Source organism: Litorivivens sp. (assembly GCF_057445395.1).
Map to the genome: position 1 here is coordinate 1 of NZ_JBVBUV010000010.1, position 21,797 is coordinate 21,797.

General features: G+C 55.8%; 26 protein-coding genes. 16 read left to right on the forward strand and 10 right to left on the reverse strand.

Annotation, left to right across the window (positions count from 1 at the left end; genetic code table 11):
• Positions 1-255 (forward strand): hypothetical protein (locus AC222A_RS04900; RefSeq protein WP_486774689.1); only part of this gene is annotated, 255 nt, incomplete at its 5' end.
• Positions 256-300: 45 nt separating this feature from the next.
• Positions 301-690 (forward strand): VOC family protein, encoded by a 390-nt coding sequence (locus AC222A_RS04905; RefSeq protein ID WP_372748933.1) that lies wholly within the window; start codon positions 301-303, stop codon positions 688-690.
• 51 nt (positions 691-741) lie between these two features.
• Here AC222A_RS04905 and AC222A_RS04910 read toward each other — a convergent pair whose 3' ends face one another.
• The 6 genes from AC222A_RS04910 to AC222A_RS04935 all read right to left on the reverse strand — a co-directional run bounded on the left by AC222A_RS04910 (position 742) and on the right by AC222A_RS04935 (position 4,361).
• Positions 742-1,644, reverse strand: coding sequence for a hydrogen peroxide-inducible genes activator (locus AC222A_RS04910; RefSeq protein WP_372750001.1), 903 nt, complete (start codon positions 1,642-1,644; stop codon positions 742-744).
• Positions 1,645-1,716: 72 nt separating this feature from the next.
• Complete coding sequence (locus AC222A_RS04915; protein WP_372750000.1) at positions 1,717-2,130, reverse strand: DUF6691 family protein; 414 nt, start codon at positions 2,128-2,130, stop codon at positions 1,717-1,719.
• Positions 2,131-2,132: 2 nt separating this feature from the next.
• The gene (locus AC222A_RS04920) at positions 2,133-2,561 is read right to left on the reverse strand and encodes a YeeE/YedE family protein (RefSeq protein WP_372749999.1); all 429 of its coding nucleotides are present in this window, start codon (positions 2,559-2,561) and stop codon (positions 2,133-2,135) included.
• Between the two features lie 2 nt (positions 2,562-2,563).
• Positions 2,564-3,271, reverse strand: a complete 708-nt coding sequence (locus tag AC222A_RS04925) for an MBL fold metallo-hydrolase (RefSeq protein WP_372759354.1) — start codon at positions 3,269-3,271, stop codon at positions 2,564-2,566.
• Positions 3,268-4,098 carry a sulfite exporter TauE/SafE family protein gene (locus tag AC222A_RS04930; protein WP_372749997.1) on the reverse strand — a complete coding sequence of 277 codons (831 nt, stop codon included), beginning with the start codon at positions 4,096-4,098 and terminating at the stop codon, positions 3,268-3,270. The genes AC222A_RS04925 and AC222A_RS04930 overlap by 4 nt, the downstream gene beginning before the upstream one ends.
• 2 nt (positions 4,099-4,100) lie before the next feature.
• Positions 4,101-4,361 carry a metal-sensing transcriptional repressor gene (locus AC222A_RS04935; protein ID WP_372749996.1) on the reverse strand — a complete coding sequence of 87 codons (261 nt, stop codon included), beginning with the start codon at positions 4,359-4,361 and terminating at the stop codon, positions 4,101-4,103.
• A gap of 108 nt (positions 4,362-4,469) precedes the next feature.
• Between AC222A_RS04935 and AC222A_RS04940 the strand changes: the two genes are divergently transcribed.
• The 6 genes from AC222A_RS04940 to AC222A_RS04965 all read left to right on the forward strand — a co-directional run bounded on the left by AC222A_RS04940 (position 4,470) and on the right by AC222A_RS04965 (position 10,693).
• Positions 4,470-4,853, forward strand: a complete 384-nt coding sequence (locus AC222A_RS04940; protein WP_372759356.1) for a PaaI family thioesterase — start codon at positions 4,470-4,472, stop codon at positions 4,851-4,853.
• Positions 4,850-5,074, forward strand: a complete 225-nt coding sequence (gene nrtS, locus AC222A_RS04945) for a nitrate/nitrite transporter NrtS (protein WP_372764610.1) — start codon at positions 4,850-4,852, stop codon at positions 5,072-5,074. The genes AC222A_RS04940 and nrtS overlap by 4 nt, the downstream gene beginning before the upstream one ends.
• 26 nt (positions 5,075-5,100) lie before the next feature.
• Positions 5,101-6,306: a CaiB/BaiF CoA transferase family protein gene (locus AC222A_RS04950; protein WP_372747755.1), complete on the forward strand. Its 1,206-nt coding sequence runs from the start codon at positions 5,101-5,103 to the stop codon at positions 6,304-6,306.
• 164 nt (positions 6,307-6,470) lie between these two features.
• A complete protein-coding gene (locus AC222A_RS04955; RefSeq protein WP_486774690.1) occupies positions 6,471-9,062 on the forward strand; it encodes a TonB-dependent receptor in 2,592 nt (863 codons plus the stop codon).
• A gap of 71 nt (positions 9,063-9,133) precedes the next feature.
• Complete coding sequence (locus AC222A_RS04960) at positions 9,134-10,027, forward strand: D-hexose-6-phosphate mutarotase (protein ID WP_372747753.1); 894 nt, start codon at positions 9,134-9,136, stop codon at positions 10,025-10,027.
• A gap of 30 nt (positions 10,028-10,057) precedes the next feature.
• On the forward strand, positions 10,058-10,693 hold the full coding sequence (locus AC222A_RS04965; RefSeq protein WP_372747752.1) for a DUF2959 domain-containing protein: 636 nt from the start codon (positions 10,058-10,060) through the stop codon (positions 10,691-10,693).
• Positions 10,694-10,806: 113 nt separating this feature from the next.
• Here AC222A_RS04965 and AC222A_RS04970 read toward each other — a convergent pair whose 3' ends face one another.
• Positions 10,807-11,775: a zinc transporter ZntB gene (locus AC222A_RS04970; protein ID WP_372747751.1), complete on the reverse strand. Its 969-nt coding sequence runs from the start codon at positions 11,773-11,775 to the stop codon at positions 10,807-10,809.
• Between the two features lie 224 nt (positions 11,776-11,999).
• On the opposite strand from AC222A_RS04970, the gene AC222A_RS04975 reads away from it, so the two are divergent.
• From AC222A_RS04975 to ggt, 5 genes are all read left to right on the forward strand, one after another.
• The gene (locus tag AC222A_RS04975) at positions 12,000-12,875 is read left to right on the forward strand and encodes an LLM class flavin-dependent oxidoreductase (protein ID WP_372747750.1); all 876 of its coding nucleotides are present in this window, start codon (positions 12,000-12,002) and stop codon (positions 12,873-12,875) included.
• 22 nt (positions 12,876-12,897) lie between these two features.
• On the forward strand, positions 12,898-13,716 hold the full coding sequence (mutM, locus tag AC222A_RS04980; RefSeq protein WP_372758451.1) for a bifunctional DNA-formamidopyrimidine glycosylase/DNA-(apurinic or apyrimidinic site) lyase: 819 nt from the start codon (positions 12,898-12,900) through the stop codon (positions 13,714-13,716).
• 87 nt (positions 13,717-13,803) lie between these two features.
• Positions 13,804-14,280 carry a pantetheine-phosphate adenylyltransferase gene (coaD, locus tag AC222A_RS04985; RefSeq protein WP_372747748.1) on the forward strand — a complete coding sequence of 159 codons (477 nt, stop codon included), beginning with the start codon at positions 13,804-13,806 and terminating at the stop codon, positions 14,278-14,280.
• Positions 14,281-14,283: 3 nt separating this feature from the next.
• Positions 14,284-14,532: a YfhL family 4Fe-4S dicluster ferredoxin gene (locus AC222A_RS04990; protein ID WP_372747747.1), complete on the forward strand. Its 249-nt coding sequence runs from the start codon at positions 14,284-14,286 to the stop codon at positions 14,530-14,532.
• A 53-nt stretch (positions 14,533-14,585) separates the two neighbouring features.
• Positions 14,586-16,343 carry a gamma-glutamyltransferase gene (gene ggt, locus AC222A_RS04995; RefSeq protein ID WP_486774691.1) on the forward strand — a complete coding sequence of 586 codons (1,758 nt, stop codon included), beginning with the start codon at positions 14,586-14,588 and terminating at the stop codon, positions 16,341-16,343.
• 41 nt (positions 16,344-16,384) lie between these two features.
• Here the strand turns inward: ggt and secB are convergent, their stop codons facing one another.
• From secB to AC222A_RS05010, 3 genes are read right to left on the reverse strand one after another with little or no spacing between them, the layout of a single operon-like run.
• Positions 16,385-16,849 carry a protein-export chaperone SecB gene (secB, locus tag AC222A_RS05000; RefSeq protein ID WP_372747745.1) on the reverse strand — a complete coding sequence of 155 codons (465 nt, stop codon included), beginning with the start codon at positions 16,847-16,849 and terminating at the stop codon, positions 16,385-16,387.
• 29 nt (positions 16,850-16,878) lie between these two features.
• Positions 16,879-17,136, reverse strand: a complete 258-nt coding sequence (gene grxC, locus AC222A_RS05005) for a glutaredoxin 3 (protein ID WP_372747744.1) — start codon at positions 17,134-17,136, stop codon at positions 16,879-16,881.
• Positions 17,137-17,139: 3 nt separating this feature from the next.
• Complete coding sequence (locus tag AC222A_RS05010) at positions 17,140-17,556, reverse strand: rhodanese-like domain-containing protein (RefSeq protein ID WP_372747743.1); 417 nt, start codon at positions 17,554-17,556, stop codon at positions 17,140-17,142.
• A gap of 144 nt (positions 17,557-17,700) precedes the next feature.
• On the opposite strand from AC222A_RS05010, the gene gpmI reads away from it, so the two are divergent.
• From gpmI to AC222A_RS05025, 3 genes are all read left to right on the forward strand, one after another.
• Complete coding sequence (gene gpmI, locus AC222A_RS05015) at positions 17,701-19,242, forward strand: 2,3-bisphosphoglycerate-independent phosphoglycerate mutase (RefSeq protein ID WP_486774692.1); 1,542 nt, start codon at positions 17,701-17,703, stop codon at positions 19,240-19,242.
• 3 nt (positions 19,243-19,245) lie between these two features.
• Positions 19,246-20,385 (forward strand): murein hydrolase activator EnvC family protein, encoded by a 1,140-nt coding sequence (locus tag AC222A_RS05020; RefSeq protein WP_372759050.1) that lies wholly within the window; start codon positions 19,246-19,248, stop codon positions 20,383-20,385.
• A gap of 82 nt (positions 20,386-20,467) precedes the next feature.
• Positions 20,468-21,781: a S41 family peptidase gene (locus AC222A_RS05025; protein WP_372749173.1), complete on the forward strand. Its 1,314-nt coding sequence runs from the start codon at positions 20,468-20,470 to the stop codon at positions 21,779-21,781.
• Positions 21,782-21,797: the final 16 nt, after the last annotated feature.

The window sequence follows — 21,797 nt, forward strand, 5'->3', positions numbered from 1 at the left end:
CTGGCTCTAACCGATGCGTGCGAACAAGCTCTTGAACAAATTCCGGGGTTTAAGTGGCTGACTCATTACGTCGATTACCAACGCTTCCCGCAGTCACTAAAGGTCGTCTGCATATTCGAGTCACAAAGCGCCCTGCTGGCCGCCAACACCGCAGCACACGATGTGCTTATGCGCAAACTGGTAACTGAAGCATTGGCCGATATCGGTATAGCTATGCCCAATCCCGGAACAAACATAAGCCTGCAAGCGGAATAAAAATCCAGACAATAGAGCGAACAACCATAATAAGGCGGTGCAAAAATGAAAATCTGGGTTACCAGTGTATTTGTCGAGGACCAGGAAAAAGCGCTTGAGTTCTACACCCAAAAACTAGGCTTCATAAAAAAAAGTGATGTGCCTGTCGGCGAGCATCGGTGGCTGACCGTCGTGTCACCACAGGCGCCCGATGGCGTCGAACTGGTGCTTGAACCAAACGATCACTCAGCCGCCCCGGTGCTCCAGCATGCGCTAAAACAAGATGGCTACCCATTCACCTCATTTGAGGTTGACGACGTGGAAGGAGAATATCAGCGTCTTCAGAAACTCGGCGTTGAATTCACCCAAGCGCCAATTGCCTCGGGCAATGTGAAGTTTGCCGTTCTGGATGATACCTGCGGCAATCTGATACAGATAATGCAGCGAATAGACTGACGGGGAACACGGCGCATGCTGTTTAAAAAATACCCGATACGACCCCGATTTTCAGGTGCGTTTTTGCTGACCGATAAATTCGCCCAGCAGTAAAAATTCGTCCCTGCGCGGGCTGTGCTTTCGCCACGCCAAACCGATAGAACGCTGTACGGTTTCTTTATCAAACCCGCGGGTTTTCACTTGTGTGCCGGCCAGAATTTTTCCGTCCAATGCCATCTTCGGCAATAGTGTTACACCGATCTGGTTAGCCACCATTTGCACAATGGTATTCAGACTGGTGGCTTGATAAGGCGCGGTTACGTCGCGCTCACTGAGACGACAGGCTTCCAGCGCATGATCGCGCAGACAGTGACCGTCTTCCAACAACAGCACATCACGGCCTTGCAAATCGCGACTTAGCAAAGGTGTTTTCTCTGCCAGCGGGTGTTGCTCATAGTAGGCAAGTAGGAATTCGTCGTAAAACAGGTGTTCCACATCAAGCCCTTCGGTAGGGTATGGCAAGGCCAGCAAGACCACATCCAGCTCACCGGCTCGCAGGCGCTCGAGGAGATTGGCGGAAAGATCTTCGCGAATAAACAGCTGGCAATCCGGATACTTTTTTCGAAACCGAGGTAAAAATTGAGGTAACAGAAAGGGCGCAATGGTAGGTATCACACCAAGATGCAAACTCCCGGTAAAGGGTTTCCCCGCCGATTCCGCAAGCGATACAAGATCGTCCACATGCGTGAGGATGCGCTGCGCACGGGCCACAACAGAGTGACCAATGTCGGTAAGCAGCACATTTTTGTTGTCGCGCTCTACCAGCGTTACGCCGAGATTATCTTCCAACTCGGCAATGCCTGCACTCAGGGTGGGTTGGGATACGTGACAGGATTTAGCCGCCTGCCCGAAGTGGCGGAACTTCGCCACAGCGCACAGGTAATTAAGTTGCTTCAGGGTGGGCCGATGAGCCATATCCGCGTCCGTTTAATGCAAAGCCTAGTACTCTAGCCCCATTGCTGCGTTGCCGGCAACACCGCGTCCTGCTCAGGCCCTGTGCAGCGTTTTATGTAGCAGCATACCCACGAGCATGGCAGCAACAAACGCCAGCACATCAACAAAGCCCGTCGTAATATTTACCAGCGCCGGCGCCGGGCAGAGTCCGCTCAAGCCCCAGCCCAAACCAAACAGACTTGCACCCGCCAACAACTTGCCGTCAATAGCGGTACTGGTAGGTAGGCTGAAACTGGATACCAACAATGGACGAGGCCGCTGGGTAACAAGGTAGTAGCCGGGCACGGTTACGGCCAGCGCGCCCCCCATCACCAATGCCAGGCTTGGATCCCAGTGCCCGGCGATATCCAGAAAATTGAGCACCTTGTCCGGAATCAACATGCCGGATACTGCCAGTCCAACACCAAACAATAGCCCTGCGACCAGAGCCGCCAACAATTCTTTCATACTCAGCCTCCCAGCAGATGACGTTGTACAAACACGGTCGCAAAGGCCACACCCATAAAGACGCAGGTGGCGACGATGGATCTCGGCGACAGTCGGCCAATACCGCACACTCCATGACCAGAGGTGCAACCGGAGCCCAGCCGAGTGCCATAGCCAACAAGCAGACCAGCTACGATCAACACCGGTATGGAGGCGCGCAGGGCAATTTCACTCACGCCGACCCATTGGTACAGCGCAATACCGCCGCCAGCGAGGAGCCCGACAATAAAGCTCCAGCGCCAGCGCGATGCCGCACCGAAGTCGGTAAGCGCTGTACCAACAATCCCTGAAATGCCGGCGACCTTGCCGTTCAGCCAAAGCAGCAGCAACGCCGCCAAGCCTATCATCACACCGCCGAGCAGCGATGCTATTGGAGTAAAACTGGTTTCCATGGTTACCTCCTGAAGTCGGTTTTACCGCAAGCCAGGTTGGCAGGCACGGCAATGTCCATCATCTTTGGGTCTGGTAGGTTGAGATTGTTCATTATTTCAATGTATTCGTCGCGACTCTTACCGGCGAGCCGAGGATTATTGGCTTTTTCTTCGGCAATGGTGGTACGCGTCCAGCCTTTGTAATCATGACCAGGGTAAACAAAAGTCTCGTCCGGAAGTGAAAACAGTCGCTGGGTAATAGAGTCATAACTTCGTCCGGCGTCTCCACCCTGAAAATCAGTGCGCCCGCTGCCTCGAATCAACAGGCAATCGCCTGTAAACACGCAGCGCTCTCCCCCGGCCTCCAGATAAAAACTGAACGACTCATTGGTATGCCCGGGGGTAAACAGTGCACGTAATCGAAGGTCGCCAAATTGTAGCAATTCGTTGTCGGCAATCGTCTGGGACACACAATCGGCCTGAGTGTACTCACCCATCACCGTGATACAGCCCGTTTTATCACGCAAGGCTCCCAGTGCCGTAATATGATCCGCGTGAGTATGTGTATCTACTGCATATTTTAAGGTGAGATCCAGCTCTCGCAGTAATTGCAGATACTGATCCACCTTATCCACCACCGGATCAATCAGTAATGCCTCACCGATATTCTCGGCTGCTAACAAATAGGTATAGGTGCCAGACTCTGCGTCAAACAACTGTCGAAAAATCACAGCATACCTCCTTCATGCATTGTGCGCAGAATAATAAAAACTGCCGTAACCATAATGAGCCCCGCGAAGACCCGCTGCAAAACGGCGCCTGACAGGTGTTTCGCCACTGCAAAGCCAAGACTCAAGCCGCCGATGCCACCGGCAATGAAAGGCGTCGCGGTGGCCCAATCAAAATGAACACCCTGCACGAGTGAAGACACCACACCACCGGAGCTGATCGCACTGATGGTTAACAAAGACGTAGCTACCGCCGATTGAATACTGAGCTGGGTAATCATCATCAGCGCCGGCACAATCAGAAAACCGCCACCGACACCAAACAAACCCGACAAAAATCCTGTCGCCGCACCAGCGACCGCCAATCCAGCAGCACAGGGGCCATTAATGCGAAAGCAGCCATCCGCACTGAATCGGCAGAGGGCCGTCGCGTTCTCACGCATAAACGATGCGCGCACCACACTCGCCTCTTCAGGCGCTCGCAGCGAACGACGCCACATATAGCTCGCAATTAACAAGGCCAGCACCGCAAACAGCATCAACACCAGCGCCTGAGGCAACCGCATAGCCTGCTGTATTCCAAACGGCGTGATCAACATGCCCGATACGGCAAAAACCAACGCCGGTTTAAAAGAAATTCGCTTGGATGGCAGCGCAGCGAGCACTCCAACCGCAGAGGTAATGCCTACAATCAGCAAACTCATGGGCACAGCCTGCTGCATGGAATAGCCCAAGCCATATACCAGCAGAGGGATGGCGAACAATGATCCGCCTCCGCCTGTAAGCCCTAGGGCCAACCCAACAATGACACCAAATAGCAGCGCCAGCATAACTAAGCGTATTTCGCCAATAACTGTGTGTATTTTTCGATACGACTGATATCAACCAGCTGCCCATCGAGTTCGCGCTCAAGCGCACAGGTCACCGCTTTGTAAAACACTTTGTCCAAGGCTTTGCGCACCGCCGCGAGCTGCTGAACCACTTTTTCGCACTCTTCTTCCTCTTCAATCAGACGCTGCACGCCGCGCAACTGGCCTTCGGCCCGCTTTAGCCGGTTCTGCATTTCCTGTTTTTTCTCAAACCAGTCAGTCATAGCATTTACTCTGTTCGGTCACCCCACCAATATACCCCCAGGGGTATATCGACTCAAGCCCTGAAACCGTGTTACAAAAGGCAAAAATACACAGACTGAGAAGGCACAATGAAAAACCCATTTGGCGAACTGATAGGCCTCAACATTGCCCGCCAGGATGCCGGCTTTAGCGAGCTTAACCTCACTATCACCCCGGATCTGCTCAACCCCCATCAGGTCGCCCACGGCGCCGTGCTATATGCGCTGGCAGACACCGGCATGGGTGCCGCCCTCTACCCCTCCCTCGCCGAAGGCGAGCTGTGCGCCACCATTGAAATCAAGATGAATTACTTTGCTCCGGTCTTCAGCGGTGATGTCGTCTGCCAGACCCGGCTGGTGCATCGCGGCAAAAAGATCGCCCACCTAGAATCCGAATTGACGTTGGACGGCAAACTGGTGGCAAAGGCCAGCGGCAACTACGCCATTTTCAAACCCTCGGGCAATCGCTCGTGAAGCCGTTTATAGCGACGGCTTTATCCCCACCGATTGTCGCAACGGCCACAAAAGTGGCTCTGCTGGTCGGCACCCTACTCATTGCGATAAACCACCTGCCCGCCCTGCTGGACGGCAGCGCCACAGCGCGCAATTACCTGCAAATGGGGCTGACCTACTTGGTCCCCTATTGCGTTTCCACGTATTCCGCAACGGTGGCCATCCTGCGCCGCGCTGATTAAACTGCAGCGCTCACAGGAGAACCCCAATGACTGAACAGAGCAACCCGGGCCCGTTGGCGGGCATTCGTGTTTTGGAGCTGGGCCAATTGCTGGCCGGGCCCTTTACCGCATCCATCCTTGGCTACTTTGGGGCCGAGATCATCAAGGTAGAGCCACCGGAAGGCGATCAGATACGCCGCTGGCGCATCGTCAAAGACGACACCGCCCTGTGGTGGTACAGCCTCGGGCGCAATAAAAAATCCATTGTGATTGACCTGAAAAGCGAAGACGGCAGGGCGCTGGTAAAAGAGCTCGCAAATGAATGCGATGTACTGATAGAAAACTTCCGCCCAGGCGTTATGGAAGATTGGGGGCTGGGTCCCGATGACCTGAAAACCACCAATCCAGACCTGATCTACACCCGCATTTCCGGCTACGGCCAAACCGGCCCCTACGCGAAAAAGCCCGGTTTTGCTTCGGTGTGCGAGGGCATCAGCGGCTTTCGTTTTCTCAACGGCTTTCCTGACGAAGCCCCGGTGCGCCCCAATCTGAGCATTGGCGACAGCATTGCCTCGCTACACGCGGTTATTGGAATTCTGATGTCACTCACCGCCAAACTGCGTAACAGGGCTAGCGGTCAGGTAGTCGATGTGGCCCTCTACGAATCCATGTTTAACCTGCTAGAAGGCGTGATCCCCGAGTACAGTGGCGCCGGCGTCATTCGCCAGCCGTCGGGCACCACAGTCACCGGCATTGTGCCGACCAATACCTACCGCTGCGAAGACGGCAAGTTTGTGGTGATTGGCGGCAACGGCGACTCCATCTTCAAACGCCTGATGACCGCCATTGGGCGCCAGGATATGGCTGACGACCCCGCCATGGCCGACAACGCAGGTCGGGTAATCCACGAACGCACCATCGACAAGGCGCTGGCAGATTGGTGCTCCCGTCACGAATCAAAAATGGTGATAGCTACCCTGGAAGGCGCGCGCGTGCCCGTCGGCCCCATCTACAATGTAGAGGATATGTTCAACGACCCGCACTTTCAGGCCCGCGGCCTGTTTGAGGAAGTACCCATGGGCGATGACACTGTTCATATTCCAGCCATCACTCCGCGTCTCTCGGAAACCCCCGGCAGCACCCGCTGGCCCGGCCCCAAACTGGGTGAGCACAGCAATACCATCCTGAAAGACGTTCTGGGAAAAGACGAAAAAGACATAGCTGATTTGCGCCAGCGCGGCGCTGTCAGATAGGGGTAAAACTCCCTCACCCATTCGCATGATGCATAGAGCCTGCCTGCGCGGCAGGCTATTCCCTCGCCCGCCGCTGATCACAAATCAACCAAAACAGTTGCACCGGGCGCGCTGAACAGCCATAGTTTTAGCCTAATAACTAATAACAAACAAAAGAGGGCAGTATGAAGAATCCAGTAGCTTTACTGGCTGGTGTGCTGTGCGCCGGCATGATCGCCCCACTGACCAGCTTCGCTCAAAGTGGCCCCCCACCTGCCACCAACGAACAGACCAAAAAAGTCAGCAACAGCCTCGAAGAAGTATTGGTTACCGCCCGACGCAGACGCGAATCACTGCAGGAAACCCCCATCGCCGTCACCGCCTTGAGCGGCGCGGAACTGAAAGAGCGCGGCATCGTCAACATCGGGGAACTGACCAAAAGCGTGCCCAGCGTTGAGATTACCGAGAGCGTATCCAACTTGATCTACATTCGCGGCATTGGCCAACGTGCCGCCTTTGCCCGGGTTGACCCCACCGTAGGAGTCTATCTAGACAATATCTTTCTACCTCGCGCCGACGGCCACCTGATGGACACCGTCGATGTGGAGAACATTCAGGTGCTACGTGGCCCTCAGGGCACCCTGTTCGGCAAGAACACCACTGGCGGCGCCATGGTACTCACTTTGGAAAAGCCCAAGGCAGAAACCGAAGGCTACTTGTTTGGCTCGCTCGGCAACTATGGCCGACATCAGTTTCGCGGCGCCTACAATACACCCTTCACCGACAACGTGTTCGGCCGCGTTGCTTTCAACTATTTGAAAGACGACGGTTTTTTTGAAGACGACTCCCAAGATGAAACCAACACATCCAAAGGGCGCCTCTCTTTAATGGGGCAACTGCGCTGGGAGATCAGCGCCAGCGCCTTGCTGGACACCCTGCTCTATGTGGGCAAAATCGACGAACGTCTGCCGGGCTCATACTGCACCTCGATCAATGGTGACGATGCCGTTTTGGTACGCGGCCTCTACCTGGCTTGGCCCGGCGATACCGACCCCAGCAACCCCACGGCCTACGAAGAGAATTGCCGCAGCAACTCCCGCGAGCGATTGGGCGATCTGAAGAGCAATATGGGCCCCAACAACATGATGGACCGTAAGCTCGATACCTACCTGGCGGCGGCCACGCTGGACTGGGAATTGCGCGACGACCTGTCGATGAAAATTGTCGTCGGTGCACGCAATGAAACCAAAGGGCCATTGATCAGTTCGGATCAGGACGGCGGCCCCCAGAATTTCAATGAATCCTTCACCACCGATGATGGCGAGCGCGAGTCCTACAGTTTTGAGCTGCAGCTGAACGGCACCCTGTTTGACGGCGCGGTCACCTACACCGGTGGCGCCTTCGTGATGGAAGAAACCAACACCGAAATTTTTACCCTGATCAACTCGCTCAACGGCCTCGACGCCCAAACCGTACCCTTTGTTCTGGGCGGCGCTCGCCCGCCGCAGCCTTCACCCGGTGGCACAGTTCCACTGGTGGGCATTCTGGTTGACCCTCGCTTGGACTCGGATTTCGGTCTGCGCAATTTCACCCAGGCTTACTTTTTCCAGGGCTCTTGGGACATGACCGAGCAACTGGAATTGACGCTGGGTATTCGCTATACCGCCGAGCGCCGTCAATCCGACCTGGAAGTGCGCGGCACCGACCGCAATGCCGTAGGTCAGCGCCTGCTGCAGACCGGCCGCTTTACCCCGGACTTCGCCGGCGGTAGCGGTTTCTACGTGTTTAATGGTGTCTGGGCACAAGATCCGGTTGGCATCGCCATGAGCTATTTCCCAGACGTAGACGGCGACGGCATTCACGATTTTCCCTATGCCGCCGAGCCCTTCCGTACAGATGAGAAGGACAATACCTTTAAAAAGACCACGCCGATGGCCTCGCTCTCTTACCAGTTCCCGGAAGAATCTCTGCCTGAGCACTGGCACAGTTTCATGGTCTATGGCACCTGGAGCAGCGGCTTCAAATCCGGTTTTTTTGAACCCAAAGGCGTGGATGGTCTGCAACAGGTAGAACCGGAAGAAGTAGAGAACCGGGAAATCGGCTTCAAACTGGAAGCTTTCAACCGCTCGCTGCGTTTTAACATGGCGGCCTACGATATGGATTTCGACAACCAGCAGCTGATTCAAGTAGACGCCGACTCCAACAATAACCTGGTGGTGATATACCAAAATGCGGGGCAATCCGCGATCCGCGGGATTGAAATGGAAACCCAGTGGATGCCCAGCCCCGGTCTGATGATCAATTTTTCTGCCAGCCACAACGATTACGAATTTACCGAATTCAACGACAACGACCTGCTGCAAGCGGCGCTGGGGCAACAGGTTACCGTAGATCGAAGCGACGAGACTTTCCCTGTATCGCCAGAAACCACGGCATCGTTTGGCATTCAATACTCACTCGACACCGACGTGGGCATTTTTACGCCACGCCTGGATTACAGCTACAAAAGCGACGTGTACTACGGGCTGGATGACGGCGCCCACACTGTCTACAAAGAAAACAAAGACAACGCCGGCCAATCAGCCTACAGCGTGGTTGATCTGCGGCTGAGCTGGCAGAACCGTGAAGGCGACCTAACTGCGGCCGCCTTTGTTAAGAACGCACTTGATGAGCGCTACGATATTGGCATCGCGGCCGTTGCCGACTCCGTTGCCACCTTCTTCCAGACTTACGGCGATCCGCGTCGGTTTGGCGTTGAGGTGCGCAAACACTTCTAAAACACAGGGCGACGTTGCACCTCGCAACGTCGCCAGTGCATACTTTGACTGAACCCGGAAACAGTCAACCTATGCAAAGCGCAGATAACCTTCGACAGCTTTTTCCCGAATCGCCCCACTGGCATTTTTCAGAATCGAGAACCGGCTTTCCGCTGCTCCACCTGATCGATGGCAACACACAGGCAACCGTGTCAGTTTACGGCGCTCAATTACTGTCTTACTGCCCCGCCGCCCAGGAAGATGTTCTGTGGCTCAGCGACGACGCGCGTTTTCAACAGGGCAAATCGATACGCGGCGGCATCCCGCTGTGCTGGCCCTGGTTTGGGCCACACCCCAACGACAGCGACAAACCAGCCCACGGTTTTGTACGAAACCGATACTGGCAACTTACCGCTCTGACGCGGGTCGGCGACGCAAGCCTGGCGCGTTTTCGCCTCAGCGAATTCGATCAGACGCTCTACCAGCCCAAATTGTCACTTGAGCTCGAGATCAGCGTCGGCGACTCATTAAAGGTACAGCTCACGACAACCAACAACAGCCAGGAAAGCGCTACCGTCAGCAGCGCCCTGCACAGCTACTTCGCAATTTCCGATATTGGAGACATTCAGATCACAGGGCTGGAAGACAAGCCTTTCCGCGATGCCGTTAACAACAATAGCACCTGCCTGCAGCGCGGCCCCATTCGTTTCAGCGGCGAACTGGATCGCGTCTACCAAAATGTGGACGCCGAAATCTGCATTCACGATCCCGGACTGGAACGGGTTATCAGCATAAGCGGCACGGGCAGCCAAAGTGCGGTAGTCTGGAACCCGTGGGTCGAGAAATCCCTACGCCTTGGCGACATGGGAAAGGACGGCTACCGCAACATGGTCTGCGTCGAAACCGCTAACGCCGATCAGGACGCACGCACCCTGAAACCAGGCGCAACACATCATCTAGTGGCCTGCATACAGGTCAAACCTTAGCCCATCAACAACAGAAACAGAGGTAAGCCCATGCGCATTTTATTTGCGATTACCCTGCTAACACTGATCAGCGGCTGCGAAACAGCCTACCTCAACACCATGGAGAAATTTGGTGTTCACAAACGGGAAATTCTCGCCGACCGCATTGGCGATGTGCAGCGAGCACAGGAAGATGGGCAAGAGGAATTTCGCAATGCCCTTGAACAGTTCCGTTCAGTGATCAACGTCGACGGCGGAGAACTGGAAGATCAGTACGACAAACTGCAAGCAGCCTATAACGACAGCGAAGAAGCCGCCGAACATATCCGCGACCGAATCAACAAAGTGGAGTCAGTGGCTGAAGCACTGTTTGACGAATGGGAAGAGGAGCTCGACCAGTACACCAACCAGCGCTTTCGCGCTGACAGCGAACGCAAACTGCGCGACACGAAACGCGGTTACCAGCAGGTAATCCGCGCCATGCGCACCTCGGAAAAATCGCTCAATCCCGTACTGGACGCCTTGCGCGATAACACGCTGTACTTAAAGCACAACTTGAATGCATCCGCCATTGGCGCACTGAAGGGTGAATACCGTTCGGTTAACAGCAACGTTGAGGCGCTGATCAAATCGATGGAAAAATCGATCGCGGAATCAAATGCGTTTATAAAATCGCTGGAAAAATAATTTTTAACACTCTGCTCCTACCGCTGTCTTCAGGTAGGAGCCTGCCCACAGGCGAACTAATCACCACTCCCCAAGTCATTAAAACACTGTAGGCAACACGTCTCGGCAAACGATCACAGCCACTGTTTCTTCCTAAACAGCCAAATCTCCCAGACCACTACCGTCACACAAATGCCGCATACCAACCAGAATGCAAGAGCCTCATCAGCACCCGGCATACCGCCAACGTTTATCCCAAGCAAGCCCGTAAAAAAACCAAGCGGTAAAAATATTGCAGCCACAATCGAGAGTACATACATGCGGCGGTTTGATTCCTCGGAAATCTGATTAACCAACTCTTCCTGAGTGACCGCAGCGCGCTCTCGCACACTGTCGAGAACCTCGATATACAGCATCATCCTGTCGGACGTTTCACGCATGCGCAGACGTTGCATATCGTCAAACCATTTAGGAGCCTCCAATTGAATGCGACTCAGCGCTTCGCGCTGCGGCGCTATGTAACGGCGTAGCGCAATCAATTCGCGACGCAGGGCAGAGAGCTCTGCGCGCATGACCTGGCGACTTTCTGTCAACACTGATTCTTCCAGCAGCGATACATCTTCTTCCAGCTCCTCGATTGCATCGTGCATCCGGGTGGTCAGACGCGACGCCAGCAATGCAATGAAATCTGCAGCACTGAAGGGCGCGTTTCCGCCACGCACCTCACCAATAATATCGTCTACCGACAGCAGACGCCGACGGCGGGAGGAAATAACCCGCTGCCCATCAGACCAGAGCCGAATGGAGACCATATCTTCCGGGTCCGCGCCGGGGTTCATATTAACCCCGCGCAGCGACATCAACAGGGTGTTACCCGACACTGACGCACGCGGGCGGGTTTCATCCGCCAGCAGCGCCGATACAGCGATAGGGTCAAGGCCGCTCTTTTCGGTTATCCAGTGCTGAGACCCAGCCTTGCTGTAATCGAAATGCAGCCAAAGCGTTCCCTGATCTGCACTCCAGCCATCTATTTCGTCACCGCTGAGCTCTCTGGCACCACCTTCGCCATCAAATACAAAGGCGTATATCAATCCATCCAGCATGCCGTTCTCCGCGCAATCCGTCTTCTTGTCATTGAAGCTTGCCCTGCAAGCGAACACCTTGTCTACAGGCCTGTTCTACGAGTATAGAACCCGATCAGAGCCTGCAAAGGTAACAACGAGTACAATCATCCATACTTTGCCGCAGCTTTTATCGCCTGCAGCAGCACTTGCACGGCGAGCTGCCTACAATGCGCCTTTTCCACCATAACAATCAGGGTGACCCCATGAAAATCGGTATCTGCATTCCCTACATGAAACGCGGTATTACCCGCAAAACCCTGCTCGACTGGTGTCGCGCCATTGATGACGGCCCGTTCGACAGCCTGTCCTGTGGTGAACGCATCACGGGTTACACCTATGAAATGCGCAACTTCCTGGCAGCAGCAGCGGCTGTCACCGAACGCGTACGCATTGTGCCCTCACTCTACGTACTGCCTATGCACAATGCGGTATGGGCGGCGAAAGAGCTGGCTACGCTCGATGTGATTTCCGAGGGCCGGGTGACGGTCACTGTCGGTGTGGGCGGGCGCGAAGACGACTACAAGGCCGTTGGCGCGTCTTTCAAAAACCGTTTTCAGCGTATGGATGATCAGATCGCCGAGATGAAACGCATCTGGGCAGGCGAAGCCCCCTTTGAAGGTGCAGATATTGTTGGCCCAGACCCGGTGCAGGCCGGCGGCCCGCCTATTCTGGCCGGCTCCATGGGCCCGAAAAGTATCAAACGGGTCTCCAAATGGGCAGACGGACTCTACGGCTTTGCGATGGACGGTAACGCCGACCTGATCAAACATTTTTTTGATTCTGCTACCGATGCCTGGGCCGAATCTGGCCGCACAGAAAAGCCCTATCTGATGGGTGGATTCTGGTATTCTCTGGCTGACGGCGCAGATAAAGCCCTGCAGGACTACGTGTTCGACTACCTGAAAATATTTGGGGAAGACGAGGCTCGCTCCGTCGCCAAGACCATGAAAATGCACACGCCAGAAGCCATTGTCGACGGTATTAAAGCCATTGAGGCATTGGGCGCTGAGGAAATACAGCTGGTCCCCGCCACCGCCGACATCAAGGAAGTGGAACGCCTGGCCAAGCTGCTGTCGTAACGAAATACAGACGTACCTATAGATGCCGGAATTACCCGAAGTAGAAACCGTGCGCCGGGGGATAGAAGCCCCCCTGCGCCAGCAACAGATCATCAACACCATTATCCGCGATTCGCGTCTGCGCTGGCCCGTGGACGATGCCCTGCCAGCACTTGCCGCCAACGCTCGGGTAATCGCGGTAACGCGCCGCGCCAAATACCTGCTGATTGAAACCGACAAGGGTCGGCTGATGGTACATCTGGGCATGTCCGGCCGACTGTATTTTGTACCTACCGGCACGCCCGCTGGTGTTCACGACCATATCGACTGGGAATTGAGCAACGGCCAGGCGCTGCGCTATACCGACCCCCGCCGATTCGGGTCGGTACACTGGTTAGCGCTCAACGAAAGTGGTCATGCGCTGCTGGATCACCTCGGCCCGGAACCACTGTCCAACGATTTTGACGGCGAACTGCTGTATCAGCGTTCGCGCAAGCGCAGTAGCGCCGTAAAAACGTTCATTATGGACGGACGCATTGTGGTCGGCGTGGGGAATATCTACGCCAACGAAGCGCTATTTCGAGCCGGCATTCACCCCAAACTGGCCGCCGGCAAGGTATCGCGTCCGCGCTATCAGCGACTGGCAGACGAGATCAAACAGGTACTCAGCGAAGCCATCGCTCAGGGCGGCACTACGCTAAAAGATTTCCTTGGCGGTGACGGTAAGCCCGGCTACTTCAAACAGGAACTGTCGGTATACGGTCGCGGCGGCCTGGAATGCCTGCGCTGTACAGCCGTACTTAAGGAAGTCCGACTCGGCCAACGCGCCACGGTATTTTGCCCCAACTGTCAAAAACGTTAGCGCTCGAGTTCAAATCGGGCATTTTGGCTGCTGGCGGCGACGTGCTAACATTGCCAACCCATGGAATCGGTAGCAGACAGTCACACTATGGCGTCCATCATATACCCCGGCACTTTTGATCCGATCACTCTCGGCCACGTTGATCTTGTGCGTCGCGCTAGCAAACTTTTCGATCGTATCATTATTGCGGTTGCCCAAAGCGAGAAGAAAAAGCCGCTCTTTAATCTCGAGCAGCGCATAGAATTGTGCCGAAAGTGCTTTTCTGACATACCCGGCATGGAGTACGTCAGCTTTACGGGGCTGACCATTGACCTGGCCGAGAAGCTAGACTGCTACACCTTCCTACGCGGCGTGCGTGCGGTTGCTGACTACGAGTACGAACTGCAGTTGGCGCGCATGAACCGGGCAATGAACCCGAAAGTGGAAACTCTCTTCCTGACGCCCGGCGAAGGCCTGTCCCACGTTTCATCATCACTGCTGCGCGAGGTGGCCTCAATGGGCGGCGATGTGTCGCGCTTTGTGCCGCCCCATGTACTGGAAGCCCTGAACGGCAAGTTCGACTAATTTATGGCGCTGCTCATCACCGACGAATGCATCAACTGTGACGTATGCGAACCGGTGTGCCCTAACAATGCCATTTATCAGGGCGAAGAAATTTACGAGATCGACCCGGACTTTTGCACAGAGTGCGTTGGTCATTTTGACGAGCCCCAGTGTCAAACGGTCTGTCCGGTAGACTGTATTCCACTCGACCCAAATCACGCAGAGAGTCAGGACGAACTCAGAGCAAAATACATCGCCATACAGCAGCTGTAAGCCTCGAGACCACAAGCATCCCCGCGCAAGGATAGCGACGGCCAAACAGGAGAATGATGATGTACAAACCACCGATCGCCCTGATAACCGCCGTCGTTGGCTGGTGTGCCCTCGCTTTTCTGCCCGCAACGGCCTATGCCAGCGACCCCAATATCGTGCCGGAAGCCGCCTCCGGCACCACGGATATCAAACATGCCATTGGCGTAAAGCACATGGCAGTTACCGCTAACCCTTACGCCACCGACGCCGCCCAGAAAATACTCGATTGGGGCGGCAGCGCAGTAGACGCCGCCATCACTGCCCAGCTGGTACTCGGGCTGGTAGAGCCGCAATCATCTGGTATTGGCGGCGGTGCCTTTATCCTGCACTGGGACGCTGACAACAAGAAGCTCACTAGCTGGGACGGGCGTGAAACGGCACCGTCCGCGCTGAAACCCCAGCACTTTCTGCAGGACGGCAAAGCGATGGGCTTTTTCGATGCCGTTATTGGCGGCCACTCGGTGGGTACACCTGGTGTTATCGCCGTTCTGGAAAGCCTACACAAACGCCATGGAAAATTGCCCTGGGTTACCCTGTTCAAACCGGCTATTGGACTGGCCAACGAAGGCTTTTTGATTTCTCCTCGGCTGTACACGCTGCTGGAGAAAATGCCAAAGGTGGCGGTAAATCCCGACATAACTGAGTACTTTTTCCAGAACGACGGTAAAACCCCCAAGCCGGTTGGCACGCTGCTGAAAAATCCCGCTTACGCCAAAACGCTGGAGCGTATCGCCCGCAAGGGTAGCGAGGGCTTTTACCGCGGGCCAGTGGCAGATGCTATCGAAGATGCCGTGCAGAATGACCCGAACCGACCCGGTCTGCTCAGCGAGGAAGACCTGAAGAATTATCGCGCCAAAGAACGCGATCCTGTGTGCGGCAACTTCCGCCAGTACCGTATCTGCGGCATGGGGCCGCCGTCGTCAGGCGGCACCACCGTGGCCGCCATACTCGGCACCCTGCAGCATGTGGCTAGCTACAAGGATTCCCGCGCCGATCAGGCACACCGCTTTGCCGAGGCCTCCCGGCTTGCCTTCGCCGATCGCAACCACTACATCGGTGACCCCGACTTTGTCGCCGTACCAACAGCCGGTTTGATTGACGACGACTACCTGAAACGTCGCAGCCGCCTGATCAAGACACAACAACGCATGGCCCGTGTTTCCCACGGGGTACCACCGGGCTCGGGAACTATCAGCTTTGTCACCAGCAGCTCACCTGAACTGCCGTCGACAACCCATGTCTCCATCGTGGACGACTACGGCAATATCGTGAGCATGACCAGCAGCATTGAAACCGCCTTCGGTTCACGCATCATGGCTGGTGGCTTTCTGCTGAATAACCAGCTCACCGATTTTTCATTTGTGCCCTCCGATGCCAGCGGCCCGGTAGCAAACGCACCGGCAGGGGGCAAACGGCCCCGCTCATCCATGGCGCCCACGATCGTGTTTGACGGGGACAAGCCGCGACTGGTAATCGGCTCCCCCGGCGGTTCGCGCATCATCGACTACGTGGCCCGCAGCATCTGGGACGTATTGGAAAACAGCGAACCCGTGGCAAAGGCCATCGCAGCACCACATGTTGTTGCCATGGGAGATGATCTGGAATTGGAAGCAGGACACGCTACACCGGCGCTAATCAAGCAGCTCGAAGCACTCGGCCATCCCGTTAAAGTGCGGGATCAGACCTCCGGTTTGCACGCCATCTGGATCGATGACCGGTTTATCGAAGGTGGCGCCGACCCGCGCCGAGAGGGCAGCATAAAGGGGATGTAGCGCGCCCTGCAGGCAGGGCGGCCACCCCCTGGGTTGTTCAATCAGTGCTTGGCTTCAGAGGGAGCGGCTTGCGCCTGAGCCTGGGCCTGTTTTTGAGCCTCGCGGAACAGCGCTTCAAAGTTGACAGGCTGCAAGCCAATGGCCGGCACTCCGGCCTTCAGCGCCATAGAATCTACCGCTTCGCGCGCGTAGGGGAACAACAGGTTCGGACATGCGATTCCCAAGACCTGCTTGAGGGTGTCACCTTCAATCCCGTCGATAGCGAACAAACCTGCTTGCTGCACTTCAATCAACAACACGTTTTCATCGTCCAGCTCAGCGGTCAGAGTAACCGTCAGCACCACTTCGTGGCTTTTTTCCGCGATAAATGCGCTGCGGGTATTCAGGTCTACCTTGAATTTAGGCTTCCAGCTTTTGGTAAACACCATCGGGCTAGCGGGCGATTCCAGGGAAGCGTCTTTCAGGTAAATACGTTGTAGAGCAAAAGTCTGCTGTGCGTCAGCCATGTCAGATCCTGTTGTTATGCTATGAAAAGTTAAGATGCCAGCAGCTGATCCAGCTGCCCGCGCCGCTCCAGCGCCACCAGCTCATCACAACCACCAACATAGGTTTCGCCTATCCAGATTTGCGGCACCGTGGTGCTGCCACCACTCATTTCAACCAGCTTGGCCCGCATGGCGCGGTCGCCGTCTACTGCCACCTCGTCAAACTGCGCACCCTTGTGCTGCAGAAGCTGCTTGGCGTGAACACAATAGGGGCAAAACCGCGTGGTATAAATCTTCGCCCTGGCCATGGCTCACTCCTTGACCAGCGGCAGGTTGCTGTTCTGCCACTCCATCATGCCGCCACTCATTCGGCGTACACCGGTAAAGCCCTGGGCCGCAAGCTTTTTGCCAATAGCACCGGAGTGCTGTCCCATCTTACAAACCAGTACCAGCGGCTTTTCCTTGTGTTTTTCCAGCTCAGACACCCGCTTATCAAACGCGCTGTAGGGGATGTTGATGGCATTGAGTATGTGGCCAGCCTTGAATTCCTTGGCATCGCGCAAATCCACCACCACCGCGTTTTCCCGATTAATCAGGTTAACTGCACCCTGAGGGCTCAAGGTGGCGCCCGCTTTTTTGGAATCGTGAAACACCAGCATCAGAATACAGACCATCAGGGCACCAACCAGCATCCACTGTTGGCCAAGAAATACGATGAAAGACTCCATGCGCAAAAAAACCTTTGGGTAAATTTACAAAGCGGCGATTATACACGAGCTATCCCGGTGTGACGTGGTCTCATGGCAGCTAATCTCTGAAATCGCTACAATAGACGCCCACTGACAATCACTTAGCGAAGCCTTAAAACCCACATGACAGCAAAAAAACCCATGGTACTGGTAATTCTCGACGGCTGGGGCCACCGCGAAGAGCCAAAAGACAACGCCATTTACCACGCCAACACCCCAACCTGGGACAAACTCATGGCGGAGCAACCGCGCAGCCTGATCTCTGGCTCGGGACTGGATGTGGGGCTGCCAAAAGGCCAAATGGGTAATTCGGAAGTGGGGCATATGAGCCTCGGCGCTGGCCGCATCATTTACCAGAACATATCCAAAATAGACAAAGCCATTGCCGATGGAGAGTTCTTCCGCAATGAGGTGTACGTCTCTGCCGTCCAGCGCGCCGTCAGCCAGGGCAAAGCCGTACATATTTTTGGTCTGCTGTCGCCAGGTGGCGTGCACAGCCACGAAAACCATATTTTGGCCGCTGCCGAGCTCGCCGTCAGCCAGGGCGCAACACAGGTTTATGTACACGCTTTTCTCGATGGCCGCGACACCCCACCGCGCAGCGCCGAAGCGTCCCTCAAGCGTGTCGACGACAAATTTGCCGAGCTCGGCCACGGCCGTATTGCCAGCATTGTGGGCCGCTACTACGCCATGGATCGCGACAATCGCTGGGACCGCGTACAAGCCGCTTACGACATGCTCACCCTCGGCAAGGCCGATTACCAAACCGACTCCGCCGTTGCCGGGCTGCAGGCTGCCTACAGCCGCGATGAAGACGATGAATTCGTCAAACCGACCTTAATAGTGCCCAGAGGTGAAACCCCGGTTCATATTAAAGACGGCGATGCCATTCTGTTTATGAACTTCCGCGCCGATCGCGCCCGGGAGATCACCCGTGCCTTTACCGAGGACAGCTTCACCGGCTTTACCCGTGTGGCCACCCCCAAGCTGGCGGACTTTGTCGCCACCACCGAATATGCGGCCGACCTGAAGACCAGCGTCGCCTTTCCCAACGACGAACTGCACAACAGCTTTGGCGAGCTGCTAGCCAAGCAGGGCAAAACCCAATTGCGCATGGCGGAAACCGAAAAGTACGCGCACGTTACCTTCTTCTTCAGCGGTGGCCGCGAGGAACTGTACGACGGCGAGGAGCGCATCCTGGTGCCGTCGCCGGATGTTGCCACTTACGACCTGAAGCCAGAAATGAGCGCGCCGGAAGTTACCGACAAACTGGTTGAGGCCATCCACAGCGGCAAATACGACGCCATCATCGTTAACTACGCCAACGGCGACATGGTTGGCCATACCGGTGTTTTTGAGGCCGCCGTCAAGGCTGCTGAAGCTATCGACGAGAGTCTGCGTCGAGTGACCGAGGCGGTGCTGGAGGCTGGCGCGGACTGTCTGATTACCGCCGACCACGGCAACTGCGAACAGATGCTGGACTACAACGCCAACCAGCCTCACACCCAGCACACCACCGAACTGGTGCCCTTTATTTATGTTGGACCGCGTCAACTCAGCCTTAAACCGGGTCGCCTACCCGATGTTGCACCAACCATGCTGGCACTGATGGGGCTGGAGCAACCCGCAGAAATGACCGGTCAGTCGCTCGTCATCGAAGCCTAAATAGTGCCAACGCGCAACCTGGTTATCGCCCTGCTGATCAGCCTGCTCGGCTGGTCGGCGGCGGTGTCCGGCGATGACACCAAACGCAAGCAGCTCAAAGCACTGAAATCGCGCATCGAAAGTGTTCAGCGTGAGCTCAACAGCAATCGGGAAAAGCGCAATAGCGAACAGCGGGCGCTACGCGAAATTGAAACCCGTCTTGGCAAACTCCAGCGCGAACTGCACAACACCCAACAGGCACTGCTTCGCCAGAAAAGCCAGCTCAGCGATCTGTCTGCACGCAAGCGCGCTCTCGACGACAAACGCCGCACACAGCAAACCCTGATCGAACAGCAGATTCTCGCTGCCTACCAATTGGGGCAGGAAAAAAAGCTGAAAATGCTGCTCAACCAGCAATCGCCCGACACCCTCAGCCGGGCGCTGGTGTACTACGATTATTTCAATCGCGCCCGCACTGACCAGATACACGCCTACCGTGAAACTATTGCGGAACTCAACGCGCTTGAGCCCGCCATCGAAGCAAAGGCCGCCGAGCTCGATACCACCCGTGCCGACCTGAAACGGCAGCAGAGCTATCTCGCGGCCCGCCAGAAGGAACGCCAGACCACCCTTGCCGCGCTGGATAACCAAATCAGCTCACGTGACCAGAAACTCAAAGCCATGCAGGCAGAACAGGACGACCTGCTAAAGCTGCTGCAGGCCATTGAAGAGGAAGTGGTCAATATCGCTCTACCGGAAAGCTACCGCCCCTTCCATACTCGCAAGGGCAAAATGACCTGGCCCGCCAGCGGCAAAACCTTACACCGCTTTGGCACCTCCCGCGACGGCTCCAGCCTGAACTGGAACGGTGTCGTAATCGGCGCAACCAAAGGCAGCCCAGTGAAAGCCATCCATCACGGTCGGGTGGTGTTTTCCGATTGGCTGCGTGGTGCCGGCCTGCTTATCATTATCGATCACGGCGGCGGCTATATGAGCCTTTACGGTCACAACGAATCGCTCTTATTTGATACCGGCGACTGGGTCAAAGCCGGCGACACCATCGCGACGGTCGGCAACAGTGGCGGGCGCACGGAGGCCTCACTGTATTTCGAAATCCGAAAAAATGGACGACCGACCAACCCCTCCGGATGGTGTCGGGGATAGCGTGTCCGGACCTCCGGCCAAACACCTTGGGGTGTCCCCCCACATCTATGTACAATGCCGTTTCAAGCTACGGAGTATGTTAATGAAGCGACTAGTCCACACTGCCGCCTTGCTGAGCTGCCTGATCACCCCCGCAGCAATCGCTAAAGATACAGCGCCGCAAAGTGAGTTGCCGCTGGAAGACTTGCGCCTATTCGCAGACGTTTTCAATCAGGTGCGCAACAGCTACGTGGATGAAGTGGATGATCGCCAGTTACTGGAAGATGCCATTCGCGGACTGCTGAATGGCCTCGACCCGCACTCCTCCTTTCTCGATGCCAGTTCTTTTGATCACCTGCAGACCAATACCACCGGCGAGTTTGGTGGCTTGGGCTTGGAAGTGAGCATGGAGAACGGCTTTGTCAAAGTTATCGCCCCAATCGACGACAGCCCGGCCCAGAAAGCGGACCTTCGCGCCGGCGACCTGATCATTGAGCTCGACGACAAACAAGTGAAAGGCATGAGCCTGCAGGAAGCCGTCGATCTGATGCGCGGAGCGAAAGGCACCACCATCGAACTCACCGTGGTTCGCGAGGGCATTAATGCACCTTTCGAAGTTACCCTGACCCGCGACATCATCACCGTGAAAAGTGTGCGGTCCAAAACCCTGGAGCCCGGCTTTGGTTATATCCGGCTGGCCCAGTTTCAGACCAAAACGGCCACCGACTTCAAGCGCGAGCTGGACCAACTGAAACGCAGCAACACGCCACTGAAAGGGTTGATTCTGGATTTGCGCAACAACCCCGGCGGCCTGCTGCAATCATCCATCGAACTGGTGGATATCTTTGTAAACGAGGGCACGATTGTTTACACCGAAGGTCGCATTCCCAGCTCCAAAACCATCTTCGAGGCCTCTGCCACCGAACCTGCGGACGAAACACCTTTGGTTGTTTTGATTAACGGCGGCTCCGCATCCGCCTCTGAAATTGTTGCAGGCGCGCTGCAGGATCATAAGCGCGCACTGATTGTCGGCACCCAGAGTTTCGGCAAGGGCTCGGTGCAAACGGTACTGCCTCTCACGCGCGACCGCGCCATCAAAATAACCACTGCGCGTTACTTCACGCCCAACGGCCGCTCCATCCAGGCTCAGGGCATTGCGCCGGATATCACCATCGAGCGGGCACGAGTACAAACACTGGAGCGCAATGGTGAGGTGACAGAAGCAGACCTACACGGCCATCTGACCCGCGACGACGGTAAAGAAAGCACCAGCCGCAGTCGCAAGAACGGCGACTCCGACACTACACTGGCAGAAGATGACAATCAGTTGTTCGAGGCACTGAATCTGCTGAAAGGGATTTACTTAATGGGAGAGCGGGTACGCCCCAAAGCGGCCGCACAAGCCCCTAGCAACTAAAGCAGAGGAGCGTCAT

Coding starts and splice junctions, on each gene's coding strand:
- AC222A_RS04910 (WP_372750001.1), bottom strand. CDS start 1,644: ATGGCTCATCGGCCCACCCTGAAGCAACTTAATTACCTGTGCGCTGTG.
- AC222A_RS04920 (WP_372749999.1), bottom strand. CDS start 2,561: ATGGAAACCAGTTTTACTCCAATAGCATCGCTGCTCGGCGGTGTGATG.
- AC222A_RS04915 (WP_372750000.1), bottom strand. CDS start 2,130: ATGAAAGAATTGTTGGCGGCTCTGGTCGCAGGGCTATTGTTTGGTGTT.
- AC222A_RS04955 (WP_486774690.1), top strand. CDS start 6,471: ATGAAGAATCCAGTAGCTTTACTGGCTGGTGTGCTGTGCGCCGGCATG.
- grxC (WP_372747744.1), bottom strand. CDS start 17,136: ATGGCCAGGGCGAAGATTTATACCACGCGGTTTTGCCCCTATTGTGTT.
- AC222A_RS04960 (WP_372747753.1), top strand. CDS start 9,134: ATGCAAAGCGCAGATAACCTTCGACAGCTTTTTCCCGAATCGCCCCAC.
- AC222A_RS05025 (WP_372749173.1), top strand. CDS start 20,468: ATGAAGCGACTAGTCCACACTGCCGCCTTGCTGAGCTGCCTGATCACC.
- ggt (WP_486774691.1), top strand. CDS start 14,586: ATGATGATGTACAAACCACCGATCGCCCTGATAACCGCCGTCGTTGGC.
- mutM (WP_372758451.1), top strand. CDS start 12,898: ATGCCGGAATTACCCGAAGTAGAAACCGTGCGCCGGGGGATAGAAGCC.
- gpmI (WP_486774692.1), top strand. CDS start 17,701: ATGACAGCAAAAAAACCCATGGTACTGGTAATTCTCGACGGCTGGGGC.
- AC222A_RS04905 (WP_372748933.1), top strand. CDS start 301: ATGAAAATCTGGGTTACCAGTGTATTTGTCGAGGACCAGGAAAAAGCG.
- AC222A_RS04975 (WP_372747750.1), top strand. CDS start 12,000: ATGAAAATCGGTATCTGCATTCCCTACATGAAACGCGGTATTACCCGC.
- AC222A_RS04990 (WP_372747747.1), top strand. CDS start 14,284: ATGGCGCTGCTCATCACCGACGAATGCATCAACTGTGACGTATGCGAA.
- coaD (WP_372747748.1), top strand. CDS start 13,804: ATGGCGTCCATCATATACCCCGGCACTTTTGATCCGATCACTCTCGGC.
- AC222A_RS04970 (WP_372747751.1), bottom strand. CDS start 11,775: ATGCTGGATGGATTGATATACGCCTTTGTATTTGATGGCGAAGGTGGT.
- AC222A_RS04940 (WP_372759356.1), top strand. CDS start 4,470: ATGAAAAACCCATTTGGCGAACTGATAGGCCTCAACATTGCCCGCCAG.
- AC222A_RS05010 (WP_372747743.1), bottom strand. CDS start 17,556: ATGGAGTCTTTCATCGTATTTCTTGGCCAACAGTGGATGCTGGTTGGT.
- AC222A_RS04950 (WP_372747755.1), top strand. CDS start 5,101: ATGACTGAACAGAGCAACCCGGGCCCGTTGGCGGGCATTCGTGTTTTG.
- secB (WP_372747745.1), bottom strand. CDS start 16,849: ATGGCTGACGCACAGCAGACTTTTGCTCTACAACGTATTTACCTGAAA.
- AC222A_RS04930 (WP_372749997.1), bottom strand. CDS start 4,098: ATGCTGGCGCTGCTATTTGGTGTCATTGTTGGGTTGGCCCTAGGGCTT.
- AC222A_RS04965 (WP_372747752.1), top strand. CDS start 10,058: ATGCGCATTTTATTTGCGATTACCCTGCTAACACTGATCAGCGGCTGC.
- AC222A_RS04935 (WP_372749996.1), bottom strand. CDS start 4,361: ATGACTGACTGGTTTGAGAAAAAACAGGAAATGCAGAACCGGCTAAAG.